The following is a 12906-nucleotide window of genomic DNA, read 5'->3' as shown; positions in this document are numbered from 1 at the left end:
GTTTTGTAAATAGGCAAAACCAACTTTTTTATTTCACATAATATTTGATATACTGAACGTATAGTTTATTTTTCGCGTTTACTTATATCTGTTAAGAAGGTGAGCATTCCAGTGCAGAGCAAAAGAGGACGTCCACGTAATGTCGAGACGCAAAAATCTATCCTTAACGCTTCCTATGATCTACTGTTGGAGCAAGGCTTTGGGGCGGTTACGGTAGAAAAAATTGCTGAGCGAGCAAAAGTGAGCAAAGCCACCATTTATAAATGGTGGCCTAACAAAGCTGCAGTAGTAATGGATGGTTTCCTGTCAGCCACCATAGCAAGATTGCCCGTGCCCGACACGGGTTGTGTATTAGATGACATTCTCATTCATGCCACAAATTTAGTGCGGTTCTTAATAAGCCGAGAGGGTAAAATCATTACGGAGTTAATAGGCGAAGGGCAACTTGATTCAGGATTGTCAGAGGCATACCGGACCCGATATTTCCACCCTCGGCGACTTGAGGCCAGGCTTCTTATTGAGCGCGGAATAGAGCGCGGAGAATTGAAGGATAATCTCGATATTGAATTATGTATCGATCTCATTTATGGGCCCGTTTTTTATCGATTGCTGGTAACTGGTTATCCATTAGACGATTCCTATGTGCGACAATTAGTCATGAATGCGTTCAAAGGAATTGGCGTGGACTGAATAAGTGGTATCAAGCAGTTCTCACAGAGTATCCTCTGTGAGGGCTGCTTTTTCTTTTACCTACCACGATCCTCTGGCTAACTCCTTATTTGTTTATTTGTTTATTCGTCAGGGTCTATACTAATCTTTTGCAGTAAGTCGATAAGAAGATCCTCTTCCTCTTCGGATAGTTTATGGACAAGGCTGACATTGAGCTCGTCCAATATTCCTTGTAAGACAGGGGCAAACTCTAACGCTTTGGCCGTGGGAGATACAAGATAGGAACGGCGGTCATTTGGGTCCGTTTTCCGTTCAATATAGCCTGATTCCTCCAATTGTTTCACAGAGCGTGCCGTGGTTGCCTTGTCAAATTTAAGTTCATTCGTCAACTGCTCTTGTGTAATGCCCGGTCGCTGCAAAATGAGCTTTAAAAAGCTGTGTTGTCCTCCACTGCCGATTCCGTAAGGGCCCAGTTTTTTGGACAGTATTTTTTGATTTCGACGGTACAAGTGGGAAATTAGCTTTCCAATCGGTTTTTTTCTCATTAAATACACCTCATTGGCTTGAAAATGACAAATCCCCAGTTGGGACCAAAGCAAAGTTTACAACAATATTGTTGCGCACGCAACTAATTTGCTGTACACTAGAACCGTTCATTTAGTTGCGCGTGCAACTAAATAGAAATTGTTAACGATAACGAGGTGTAATGATGAGTTCAACTGCTACAACGGCTACAACCTATCAAGAGAATATCGAAGTCCAGAAGAAACGTTGGCTGATCTTAATTGTTTTGAATCTGTTTACATTTATGTCCACATTGGATGGAAGCATCGTCAATATCGCTCTTCCTGTGTTGTCTCGCACGTTACATTTACCCGTGGCACAGATTGAATGGGTGACAACCGCCTATTTAATGGCGATATGTACCGCTATCTTATTTTTTGGCAAGCTTGGAGATATCGTCGGTAAAATCAAAATATTCAAAATCGGTACAATCGTATTCATTCTTGGCTCCCTAATGTGCGGTCTTAGCTCTTCGCTTTCTATGCTGCTGATTTCCCGTATTATTCAAGCATTTGGAGCCTCCATGACCATGGCGAACAGCCAGGGGATCGTGACAGATATCTTCCCGTCCAATGAACGGGGCAAAGCACTTGGCCTCATTGGAACCTTCGTTTCTCTGGGCAGTATCGCCGGGCCAAGCTTGGGCGGTATTATTGTCTCGTCGCTGGGCTGGCAGTACATTTTCTGGGTCAATGTACCGGTAGGGCTGGTCGCTGTCTTTCTTGGCTGGAAGCTTCTGCCGAAGGATTTGATCAAGGTGAAAGATAAAATTGACGTTCCCGGTAGCTTGGTATTTGCTATTTTTATTCTCACTTTGTTCGTCGGATTGTTGCTGGGACAGCAGGTCGGGTATGGCGACAAACGTATCGTTGCTTCGCTGGTGGTGGCTGTAGTTGCTTTTGCCATGTTCATTAGGTTGGAACTTCGTCGTCCTGGGCCGCTCTTACAGCTCGCGCTATTCAAAAATCCGTTATTTTCGCTCAGTATTTTGTGTGCTTTTCTGGTGTTCGTCGCTAATTTTTGCTTTAACATCATTTCGCCCTTTTATGCGCAGAATATGCTGAACTTGTCGCCTTTTCATGCCGGGTTCCTGCTGATGCTGCTCCCCATCTCGATGGTTATTGTGGCCCCTCTCAGCGGTGCGCTTTCCGATAAAATCGGATCTGAACTGCTCACATTCGCCGGGCTGGTCGTTATGGTCATTGCCCAGATTGGATTGGCCCAACTGCATGCAGGCAGCTCCATCCCGCTCGTGGGTCTGTGGATTGCCATGCTGGGCATTGGCAGTGGTTTATTCCAATCGCCGAACAACTCGCTGATTATGTCTACAGTACCCCGCACACAGCTCGGCTCAGCCGGGAGTGTCAATTCGCTGGTTCGCAACGTCGGTATGGTTGTGGGGATCACTTTGGCCACATCGATCCTCTTTTATATTATGAGTAAAGAGGCTGGTTATCGGGTCACCGGCTTGGTCTCGGGTCATCCAGAAATTTTTCTGGCAGGCATGCATGTAGTCTTTATGACGTCCGCGTCCATCTGTCTTGTGGCGGCATTGTTAACAGGCTGGCGGCTGATCGGGGCTAGACGGACAAGAACGCAGCAAGAAAAGGGATAAAGACCAAGCGAAGAAATAAAGCGTCCGTAGACAGAACAATGATCGTAGAATTAAGATGATGAGTATTGCATTACAAACACGGCATTAAAGGCAACATTTACAATTTTAAAAATGGGATACAAGGGTGGAGCTTACATGAAATATTGCTATGAATGCGGGACAAAATTGATGGTGAAGGAGTGTGAAGGCGAAGGCCCTATCCCTTTTTGTCATACATGCCAGGTCTTTCGTTTCCCGATATTCAGCACTGCGATCAGTACCGCTGTATTGAATCGTCAGAGAGATAAGGTGCTGCTCATACAGCAGTACAATATTCAAGGCTTCATTTTATTGGCAGGTTATGTGAACAAGGGGGAATCCGCCGAGCAGACATTGGTGCGTGAAGTGAAGGAAGAAGTAGGATTACAAGTCGATGAGTATCAATATATGCGCAGCGAGTATTTTGAACGAAGCAATACACTGATGCTGAATTTTGTGTCCATTGTGAATGACGATCAGTTAGATGTTCTTAGTACGGAGGTAGATCAAGCACGTTGGTTTACACTGGAGGAAGCCAAGCAAGCTATTTTGAAAAACAGCTTAGCTGAATCCTTCTTGCTGACCATTATTGAAAAGATTGAGGCAGGATTGATTTGAAGTGATATAAGCGTGGCGATGCGAAAATGATGAAAAAGATGTCTTTACAGATATATTGAATTGCTAAACCGCAAGATGGCTGCTCTTTCCAAGGAACCCTCTTGCGGTCACAGCATGTTTATACTTTTTGTCATTGCTGGAATTTCAGCGACTCCCCTCACATCCCTACATTTCTACTAAACGTCCATTTTCTTTCCAGGATTGCAGTATTTTTTCAAGTACCCACTGGTTTTTGTAGCCGTCCTCGAATAAGGGAGCACGATCCACAGACTTTCCCCTTGCCAGCTCAACAAAATCTTCATAGGCCGTATGATTATAGATTGCAGGGACAGCCCAACTCTCGTATTCGGCACCCGGGTGTTCCAGGTCACGCAGCACAATGCGGATACTTTCCGGGTTATTGAGGCTGGCGTGCAGCGTACCAAGTTCTCCATAGATATCGACTTCGATATCGTGCCGTATGCCGATGGCATTTTTATGAGTGATAAAGGTTCCCACGGTATTGTCGCCTACGATGCCATGAAAGGCAGCGAGATCTTCCACATCCACTTTTACAGGCAGACCCGTGATCGGATCGAACCGCTCGGGTGTAATGGTATGTAGCAATGCTGCGACACTTTTAAATTCACCCACCAAAAAACGGGCCAGATCAATGATATGTGAGGCTGTATCTCCCACTACTCCAGAACCAGCCTTGGCTAAATTGTGACGCCATGTATACGGATGCTGACGATACGGCGCAAATGCATCCATTAGATAACGAAATTGAATGTTATAGATTTTGCCCAGCTTTTGCTCATCCAGCAGTTGCTTGGTATATTGGAAGGCCGCGCCATAGCGATGCTTATAGTGAACCAGCAAAGGTACCGGATTCGCTGTATATAGCTTTTTCAACTGATCCGCTTCTTCCCATGTGAGAGTCAATGGTTTTTCTGCCAGTACAGCTTTGTGTTCTTCCAGCGCAATACGAATAATGTCAAAATGCACATCATTGGGTGTCAGCGACAGAATCGCATCTACCTCTGGGTCACGGATTAATGCTTCATAATGGGAGTACCGCTTGGAAGCAGGCAGTTGCAATTGTTCTCCGATGGCTTGAAGGCGATTGGGATTCACATCACTAACGGCCACAATAGATACCCCCGAGATGCTGTGCAGTGATCTTATGTGATATTCAGCGATAAGACCCAGGCCAATGATACCCATCCGAATTTGTTTGGTTGGGGAGGTGGAGGTACTCATATGTTCAGAATTCCCTTCTCTTCTATTTGGTTTGAACTCTGTAGCAAATTCCTTTTGCTATGCAGTATCACCCGTTGCTTTATAGAATAGTCCCCACAGGAAGTGATCGTTGCAACCTTCAATTCAACAGTCTGATGCCGGGCAGTGAATACAATGTTCCATAAAAAAAGGATCTGCAGCTCCGTTGTCCGGTATTGCAGATCCTTGATATTCCTTCTCTATATCGACTACATCAAAAATGTACCTACGACAAAAGACACTCCGACGATGATCGAGCGCAGCAGCTGTGCCAGAGCCACATTGCCTTTGGCAATTTCCTCGCACACCTTGGTACGCGGCGTCACCAGATCAAAAATCACATAGACCAAACACAATACTACAATGCCTACGGCCGACCATGTCAGCATTTCGAGCCATGAATGACTGCTGTACGACACCATCCCCACGATAATACACAGACCTAGCAGCTTTGCACCCATATAGATGCCTGCCGCCTCATTGCCGCGTGCGATTTCTTGATTATCGTTATAACGTGTCAGCAAACTGAACACAAAATAACCTACGATTAAGATAGCAAATAGGATAAGCAGGCCGACACCTACATTGCCCAATGCGTTCCCCAAACTGATATAAGAGTCCAATTTTCTTCCTCCTTATGATACTTCAGGATTTTGCCAAATCCTCACTTGTGAAAATGAACAGATATGTTCGAATATTGTACATTTTTTAATTCAGCTTATATAATTTGCGGATTAGGAGGTGCGGTGGCAACGGCGGCGGCGCAATAGTAGGCCATATCACCTGTTACCTTTTCACCGATTCGCGGCAGGACACCCGCAAAACGCCCTCCAATCACGAATATGCCTGTCAGCACATAGCCGTGGAATAGTCCTTCGTCGGTCTGTACCTCTGCACTCTGCATCGGCCACAGCCGCTGATAAATCTTAGGCTGTCCCTCGTAATAAGCGGCAATATGTGCGGCTTCCTCCTGCTCAGGCGTTCGTGGAGCGTCAGCTTGGTGAAGCAGATCAGGGTTGTCAATCTCCGCAGGTTCAACCTCTCCCAAGGCGCCTTTCAGCATCTCCTCGGATTGAGGATGTTCAATCAAGTGCGTCCCTTTACCCTCCCGTCCCCATATACCTTTGGCCACATAAGGCTCTTTATTTTGCATAAACACCGAGGGCTCAAAATACGTAGGCAGCAGGTAGGTTCGTATCACCTCCAGCTCGCGATCGTCAAACAAACGAAAGCCACAGAACTCTGGTGTTTGCTCATTGCGCTCATACAGTGACCACACGGTTGCGGTGAACCCTTTGCTCTGGGTAATGATATGCTGTGGCGGGTTGATTAATCCTATTTTCCCGTCTGCCACCATATCCATTAGCGCCTGCCCCACCTCAAGCCCCGTATTCTCTTCCCGGTCATCAATTAGATATTCCAGCGGATACAGGCGATAGAGAATGTGGATCTGCTCTCCCCGGTGATACAATCCTTCATTCGGGATAATCTCCAGTTCTTCCAAGGGAGCATAAACGACTTCGAATCCGGCTTGTTCACATAAATGCATAATATATTTGGTGTTGGTCTGATCCTCGATGTGCCAGTCATAGCAAGCAAAATACACCTTTGTCCCTAATCCCTTGCGGCTATAAAAATGAATGAGCTCCGTCAAGGCAGACTGAATCGCCTCGTCCATTCCAGTTGAGGGTCCATGTAGTGCATTGTCATCCTCCGACATTCCTCCCTTACTCAGCACCTCCAGCAGCTTTCCTTCGAGATAAGCCACCTCGGGAATCCCGGTTGGGGTATCGGTGTTATTCTCAATGCACTTGATACCCGCTTCCCCCACAATCCAGTCCTGGCGGGTTATCCCATCCGGCTCGGCCTCCATACGTGCAGCACGCAGCAAGCCCGGATGAATCCCCAACCGTTCCACCAGGTATTCATCCGGCATATAGCGCTGAACGAATTGCTGAACCTTGCGATAAATACGATGTACCGCCTCAGAAGCAGCCTGAAGCTCTGCCAGCTCGCTTTCCCGATATACCGTTAAGGCCGGCACGCAATAGGATTTGCCATACATGCGGTGATACGGGATGATACGGCTGATTTCACCCTTAAAAAGCTCATCATGTTCATAAGGCAATTGCCGAATCGTACGCATGCTCATCTTAACCCCCAGAGAAGAAGCCGCTGCGTGAGCCGCTGCTGCCAAAACCGCTGTGTGAGCTGGAAGATGAGGATGAGCTTTTGCGGTATGAGCTGGAAGATGAACGACTGCTATGGTATGAGGAGCCTCCACTATAATAAGTCGATCCGCCATAGTAATACCCGCTGCTGCCTGAATCCCGACACGCCGTTTGTTCCGATACAGGAAGCTCATCGCAGTCATAATACTCGTCGTCACCGCACCCCGTCAGAGCAGCTGGGACAGCCAACATCAGGGCAAAGGCTGCCATCCGTGTACGAGAGCCGGGCTTGGATTTCATCTTTTCCCAAGAATGCTCCATCACAGATCGACCTCCTTCACAAATAGATGTACCTTTTTCAGCTGAGGGTCCAGTACCGAATATATAAATTCATATGTTTTGCCACCCAGTACTGTATAGTGATCTAATAGCCGTTGGGCCAACTCCAAAGTAAATACCGAACCTTCCCGCTGATCCATACTACGGAATGCAGGTTCATGCCATATCCAGTACATTGCACTGTATGTGGAAGTGTAACCTCCCTCACTGGCAAGCACGAGGTCTGTGATGGACGCACCGTAAGGCTTTGCACGTTCCCCTGTAAATTCAGTCACATAGACGGAATGATCCGTATGTTCCTCACTTTCATTCGATATATGCGACCATAGTTTGTCATGGAGACGCGTAGCGTCTACAAGCTTGCGTAGAAACAGCTCATCTCCCGATACGGATTCCCGTGTCAGGCTGCGCAGTTCCTTTTGAGTGTCTTCCGACCATTCGCGATACGTTAATGAATAATAAATAATGATTCCCTTCCCTTCCTATACGCTTCTGTCATGAGGTTTGCAACAAATCAAAGCGCTTATGTCGTCGTTCACTATACGAGATTCTACCTTGAAAAGGTTCAATTTGGAAGAAAAACACGACAAAAAGCCGCAATCCCTAGGATTACGGCTTGGTTTTCACTGCTACAGCTTGATATTGTTCTCGTCGAAATATTCCTCCAGCGTCATTCCCTGCTTGGCTACATCCTCCGCAATGTCTATTCCCACATAACGGATATGCCAAGGCTCGTACACATAGCCGGTCACATCTTCCTTACCCTTCATATAACGAATAATAAATCCGTATTCCGGTGCATGTTTTTCCAGCCATTCGCCTTCCTTGGAAGCTCCGAAGGACTGCTCCAGCACATTACCCACGCTTGGACTGGATACATCAATGGACAAACCTGTCTGATGCTCACTCGTACCCGGTACAGCGCTAACTTTAGAGGCATATTCCTGCCCCTTTGTCTTTACATTGTTGTTGAAAATAGATACCTGACGCTTATAGGAACGGTATCCCGATACCGCACGCAGCTCAATGCCGTCTTTTTCCGCACCGTCGAACAGCTTCTCCAGTGCCTCTGCCGCTTCCTTACGCAAATGCCGCTTTTCATGCGGTCCCTCGAAGGAAAAAGGCACCTGCGGCTCCACCAGGTCATCGGGGACATAGCCTACAGGCAAGCTGCGCTTTTTGTTCACAACGACTGTATCAGAAGTCGCATTGGTGACAATCGCAGTTCCATCCTCTTCCTTAACCGTGGCTTGCAGCGCACTCTGGCTTCGCAACGCCATCACAGGGTCGGCCTGTCCACTTTCTGTACCCGTAGAGGCTTGTCCAGCGCTAGTGCTGCCATTGCCCGCATCCGGCTGGGCGGAAGGCTGTACATTGTCCTGTACCGCTGTAGATGACTTCAACGGCTCGCTTTCCTGTCCACCTGATCCTCCCTGCTGGCAGGCTGCCAGTAATAGCCCTGACAGGATCAGCCCCGGAATGAGGGCTTTGGTCCATCTCTTAGATGCTCGCGTCTGTTGTATATGTCGTTTCATGCTGGTATCTCCTCCAATATTGCATTTGATGCATGACTTGCTGTGACTTTTCCGTTTCCCCATTGTAACTGAACTTTTGGCACTCTTCGAAGCAGTTATCCCGTTCGATGAAGGCGAATAGACTCGAAAAGGGAAGTATATACCCGAATTGTTACGGAGTATGACGTTTTTGCGGGATTGCAGCTCGGGCCCGCTCAGCTACCCGTTCACGTATGAGTTTCAATGCCTCTTCCGCACGGGGTAAACCCGGCAGCAAAGCTGTAATATCCGCTTCCTTCTTAGGAGCAAGCTTCTGCGGCAGACGAATCTCAATTGCATGAAAGCCCGCACCGGGACGATGCAATGCTCCTTCTGCGGCAGACTCCGCAATCCATTCGCTAATCGCTGCCGATCCGCTGCGTCCGCCCTCTGGCCGCGAGGTAGACTCAAGCGCAGGGGATGTCCCCTGCACATGGGATAACTCCCCAGCCCAAGCACTGAATACATACTCCAGTAGCTCTTCCCGCGTCATTCCGATCAGTTCTAGACAGGTCTGCGGCTCGCTTTCCAGACCGATTTGAAGAGCTTTCTTCACCTCGTCGACTACACCCACGCCATCCTCCGTGCTAGAAGTGGCTGTCTCAGCTGCTAGCTGAACGATCTCATCCAGCGATAGACAGGTTTCCCCTTGCAAAAAACGGTAGATGTCCAAAGGATCTGCTTTTAGTTGCTCCAGCCATGCTTTTCGCTGTTCGGGGTTCAGTACAGGCGCTGGGCCAGTCCATTGGACAGCATGTGTGGAAGGTACACCCGTTGATTCGCCTTCCAACCCATTTCCGTCTAATTCCGCTATCCATTGACCGTCAGTTACTTTTAGCTTCACTCGCGGCCTCGTCATCGCCTTCATCCTTTCTCTGCTCACTCAATCCATACATCATTTTGCAACGCAATCAGACCGCGTAATTCATCATCAGACATTTCGGTGAGCCAATGTTCACCAGAGCCGACAACCTGCTCGGAAAGTGCCTTTTTGCTCTCGATCAGCTCGTCGATCCGCTCCTCCAGTGTACCTTGGCAAATCAGCTTGTGCACTTGTACATTGCGGCTTTGACCAATACGGAATACACGGTCCGTCGCCTGATTTTCCACTGCTGGATTCCACCAGCGGTCATAGTGAATGACATGGCTGGCACGTGTCAGGTTCAGACCCACACCACCTGCACGCAGGGAAAGTACGAATATATTCGGGCCTTCTCCCTGCTGGAAGTTGTGAACAATTTCATCTCGTCTGGTTTTTGCCAGTCCTCCATGCAGAAAATACGGCTCTTCCCCGAAGATTTTGGCCAAACGAGAGACCAACAATTCCCCCATCGACACATATTGGGTGAATATCAGCGCCGATTCGCCGTTCTCGCGAATCGTCTCTACCAATTCCAGCAGTCGCTCCATTTTGCCCGAGTTTTCCGTTTTACCACTATCAGCCCGACCCGGAATGATCAGACCCGGATGGTCACAAATCTGCTTCAACTTGGTCAGTGAAGACAGAACAAGCCCTTTGCGAGCCATACCGATCTGCCCATCCAGTGTTCCCAATAATTGATCCACCACGCCCCGATACAATCCGGCCTGCTCTGGTGTCAGTACACAGTAGGACTTCAACTCCAGCTTCTCTGGCAAATCCTTGCGTATATCTGGGTCGCTTTTGAGCCGACGCAGCATGAACGGGGAGACGAGCCGATGAAGCTCGCGCAACGCGGACCCCCGCTCTTCTCCCGCCAAACTGTAACGCTGGCGGAACGAAGACGCCGTACCGAGGTAACCTGGATTCAGGAATTGAAAAATAGACCATAGCTCGCTCAGCCGATTTTCCACCGGAGTACCTGTCATGGCAATCCGGTGTGGAGCAGACAGCTTCATGACGCTTTGTGCTTGCTTTGTTCGTGCATTTTTTATATATTGCGCCTCATCCAACACGATAGAGGACCAGTATACCGCAGATAAATCGCTGCCGTCCCGGCCCGCCAAATGATAGGTAGTGAGGACGATATCATACTCACGTACACTTTCCTGAAACAGCTCGCCATGGAGTCGCTGGTTGCCATGGTGAATATACAGTGACAAATCCGGTGAAAAACGCTTCAACTCGCGCTGCCAGTTGCCGAGCAAGGACGTCGGACAGATGATCAACGCCGGACGTTGATCATCTGCACCAATGCCACTATCGAGCAGGCAGGTGATGACCTGAATCGTTTTACCAAGCCCCATGTCGTCCGCAAGACAGACGCCAAAGCCCAATCCACGCATCGCAGCCAGCCATTGAAAGCCGCGCTCTTGATAGGGCCGTAATGCGCCGTGCAGTGTCTCCGGCACAGGCCGCGGCTCTACCGAACGGAGTACGCCGCCCTCAGCCAAAGACGCAAGCAATCCGGCGGATTCCGCGCCAAAGATGGACAAGCCTTTCCATGAGGCCTCGCCTGCACTTTCATTTTCTGCAGCCAGATGCATCCATTCGGACAAGCTCATCTCACCGTTTTCCCCGCGCTTGATAAAGCGCAGCACCTGACGGATTTCCTTGGGATCGACCTCGATCCATTCCCCTCCGAGACGTACATACGGCAAATTGGCCGCGACGATGCTTTCCAGTTCCTCCATCGTCAAAGTCGTATCACCCAGCACAGCCTCGGCATCAAACGAAATCATACGGTTAATGCCGACAGACGATGTATCGGCAATCACACCATCTGGCTTGGCACCCTGCTCTGTCGAACGCATTTTGAGCCGCAAGCCTGCACGTCTTCGGCCCTCCCGGCTCCAGCGTGAAGGCATTTGCACGGTGATACCGTTCTTTTGTAATGCAGGAACGGCTTCCGTCAGGAAGCGGAAGAACAACTCTGGCTCCAGTGTCAGCCCCTCGGGATAAGGGCGGTTCAACGCTTCTCGCAATAAAGGTGCCGCTTCAGCCGCCTGTCCGAGCCTCATTAGCAGTTGCGCCTGCACTTGACGATATACAATTCCGCCTCGAACCAGATCACGTTCAGGATGCGCCCACAGTGCCAGAGCAGGCAGTCGCAACCCCGGCTCAGCATCGCTTTCTGCCCAAAAGGTAATGCGCCAATCCTTGACACTCTCTTCCAGGGAAGGCTCCAAACGAAGGCACAACCGCAGTTGCCCTTCTATCGGCTCCTTGTCTTCCCGTTCCGTGACAGGCATTGCGCTTCCCTCAACAGAGGACGCTTGAAGCACCAGCTCCTCCATCTCCGCGGGCGTTCCCTGAATCGCCACCGGGCGGGAACCTGTCAGCAGACTGTTCCACCACAGCTCCGCCAGCGGTGATCCTCCGCGCCGATACTCTGCGCGATATCGACCCAGCTCACGGTCTGATGCTGCCAGCACCGCGGTCGTTTCCGCATGGATGACCGCACACAAGAAGGAGTACAGCACGATTCCGGCTGCATCCTCGCGTGTTTCAGGCTCCTTACCCGCAAAAACGGCCGGAGCTGCCATACAAACAGCTGGCATCGCAGCAGCCAGCTCATGAAAGCGGCGTATGTCCTCCTCTTGACACAGTCGAGGAATCCACACCCCGACAGCCGCTTCCGGACCACGACGACGCGGTCCCGATGGACGCGCCTCTGTAAGCGATGGCGCAATTTCGCCCCGCTGCATCAGCTCTAGCGCAAAATAAGCGGCTTTTTGCCAATATTGCATTTCCTCGCCCAGCGTAATGCCCGATGCCGCACAGCCCTTCTCGTCCATGCGGGTCAGCAGTGCCATCGTCTCGCGCGGTTCCAGCGCCAAACCCTCCAATGTACGCCCCAACATGGAACGTCTTTTGCCACCTCTGCCCGCGGTTTCCACACGAGCAGTGTTCGGTATCCGTACCTCAGCAAGACGCAACGCAGCCTGCCGAAACGGCCGAAGGTCTCCCTTTAGCGTCAGCCTACGGATTACACTGCTCCACGCATCGATACGTGGTTCCGACGTCTCACCAGAAAAGCAAAAAAACACATCTCCGAGCCATATTCCATAAAGCGGTTGATTCATATCTGTCTCCCGTCCAGCCTTTTGAATTATTACTCTTCATCATATACGAAAACGGGCTCTTTTCAAAACTTTATCACAAAAATAAATGGAAAGT

12 protein-coding genes are annotated in these 12906 nt (G+C 49.4%); 3 read left to right on the top strand and 9 right to left on the bottom strand.

Annotated features, from left to right (window positions below):
- Positions 1–111: 111 nt before the first annotated feature.
- A complete protein-coding gene (locus tag NLX74_RS13050; RefSeq protein WP_254328982.1) occupies positions 112–690 on the top strand; it encodes a TetR/AcrR family transcriptional regulator in 579 nt (192 codons plus the stop codon).
- 101 nt (positions 691–791) lie between these two features.
- Here NLX74_RS13050 and NLX74_RS13045 read toward each other — a convergent pair whose 3' ends face one another.
- Positions 792–1214, bottom strand: a complete 423-nt coding sequence (locus NLX74_RS13045) for a MarR family winged helix-turn-helix transcriptional regulator (protein WP_061829988.1) — start codon at positions 1212–1214, stop codon at positions 792–794.
- A gap of 164 nt (positions 1215–1378) precedes the next feature.
- Here NLX74_RS13045 and NLX74_RS13040 point away from each other — a divergent pair, with 164 nt between their 5' ends.
- Positions 1379–2848, top strand: a complete 1470-nt coding sequence (locus tag NLX74_RS13040; protein ID WP_254328981.1) for an MFS transporter — start codon at positions 1379–1381, stop codon at positions 2846–2848.
- A gap of 135 nt (positions 2849–2983) precedes the next feature.
- Complete coding sequence (locus NLX74_RS13035) at positions 2984–3484, top strand: NAD(+) diphosphatase (RefSeq protein ID WP_254328980.1); 501 nt, start codon at positions 2984–2986, stop codon at positions 3482–3484.
- 165 nt (positions 3485–3649) lie between these two features.
- Here the strand turns inward: NLX74_RS13035 and NLX74_RS13030 are convergent, their stop codons facing one another.
- From NLX74_RS13030 to NLX74_RS12995, 8 genes are all read right to left on the bottom strand, one after another.
- Positions 3650–4726: a Gfo/Idh/MocA family protein gene (locus tag NLX74_RS13030; RefSeq protein ID WP_254328979.1), complete on the bottom strand. Its 1077-nt coding sequence runs from the start codon at positions 4724–4726 to the stop codon at positions 3650–3652.
- A 227-nt stretch (positions 4727–4953) separates the two neighbouring features.
- Positions 4954–5367 (bottom strand): DUF350 domain-containing protein, encoded by a 414-nt coding sequence (locus tag NLX74_RS13025; RefSeq protein ID WP_069290986.1) that lies wholly within the window; start codon positions 5365–5367, stop codon positions 4954–4956.
- A 95-nt stretch (positions 5368–5462) separates the two neighbouring features.
- Positions 5463–6896: a glutathionylspermidine synthase family protein gene (locus NLX74_RS13020; RefSeq protein ID WP_254328978.1), complete on the bottom strand. Its 1434-nt coding sequence runs from the start codon at positions 6894–6896 to the stop codon at positions 5463–5465.
- Between the two features lies 1 nt (position 6897).
- Positions 6898–7236, bottom strand: coding sequence for a hypothetical protein (locus NLX74_RS13015; RefSeq protein WP_023986799.1), 339 nt, complete (start codon positions 7234–7236; stop codon positions 6898–6900).
- Positions 7236–7529: a hypothetical protein gene (locus tag NLX74_RS13010; protein WP_254328977.1), complete on the bottom strand. Its 294-nt coding sequence runs from the start codon at positions 7527–7529 to the stop codon at positions 7236–7238. The genes NLX74_RS13015 and NLX74_RS13010 overlap by 1 nt, the downstream gene beginning before the upstream one ends.
- Before the next feature lie 354 nt (positions 7530–7883).
- Entirely contained in the window at positions 7884–8789 is a 906-nt protein-coding gene (locus NLX74_RS13005) for a M15 family metallopeptidase (protein ID WP_254328976.1), read from the bottom strand.
- Between the two features lie 151 nt (positions 8790–8940).
- On the bottom strand, positions 8941–9666 hold the full coding sequence (locus NLX74_RS13000) for a phosphoribosylglycinamide synthetase (RefSeq protein ID WP_254328975.1): 726 nt from the start codon (positions 9664–9666) through the stop codon (positions 8941–8943).
- A gap of 20 nt (positions 9667–9686) precedes the next feature.
- Entirely contained in the window at positions 9687–12812 is a 3126-nt protein-coding gene (locus NLX74_RS12995; protein WP_254328974.1) for a DEAD/DEAH box helicase, read from the bottom strand.
- Positions 12813–12906 lie beyond the last annotated feature (94 nt).

It is taken from the genome of Paenibacillus sp. MZ03-122A, assembly GCF_024213325.1.
GTDB lineage: Bacteria > Bacillota > Bacilli > Paenibacillales > Paenibacillaceae > Paenibacillus > Paenibacillus polymyxa_B.
This window is presented reverse-complemented; position numbering and strand designations above follow the sequence as displayed.

Bases quoted from the DNA above. Each gene is read 5' to 3' on its own strand.
- NLX74_RS13035 (WP_254328980.1), top strand. From the start codon at position 2,984: ATGAAATATTGCTATGAATGCGGGACAAAATTGATGGTGAAGGAGTGT.
- NLX74_RS12995 (WP_254328974.1), bottom strand. From the start codon at position 12,812: ATGAATCAACCGCTTTATGGAATATGGCTCGGAGATGTGTTTTTTTGC.
- NLX74_RS13005 (WP_254328976.1), bottom strand. From the start codon at position 8,789: ATGAAACGACATATACAACAGACGCGAGCATCTAAGAGATGGACCAAA.
- NLX74_RS13020 (WP_254328978.1), bottom strand. From the start codon at position 6,896: ATGAGCATGCGTACGATTCGGCAATTGCCTTATGAACATGATGAGCTT.
- NLX74_RS13000 (WP_254328975.1), bottom strand. From the start codon at position 9,666: ATGACGAGGCCGCGAGTGAAGCTAAAAGTAACTGACGGTCAATGGATA.
- NLX74_RS13015 (WP_023986799.1), bottom strand. From the start codon at position 7,236: ATGGAGCATTCTTGGGAAAAGATGAAATCCAAGCCCGGCTCTCGTACA.
- NLX74_RS13040 (WP_254328981.1), top strand. From the start codon at position 1,379: ATGAGTTCAACTGCTACAACGGCTACAACCTATCAAGAGAATATCGAA.
- NLX74_RS13045 (WP_061829988.1), bottom strand. From the start codon at position 1,214: ATGAGAAAAAAACCGATTGGAAAGCTAATTTCCCACTTGTACCGTCGA.
- NLX74_RS13030 (WP_254328979.1), bottom strand. From the start codon at position 4,726: ATGAGTACCTCCACCTCCCCAACCAAACAAATTCGGATGGGTATCATT.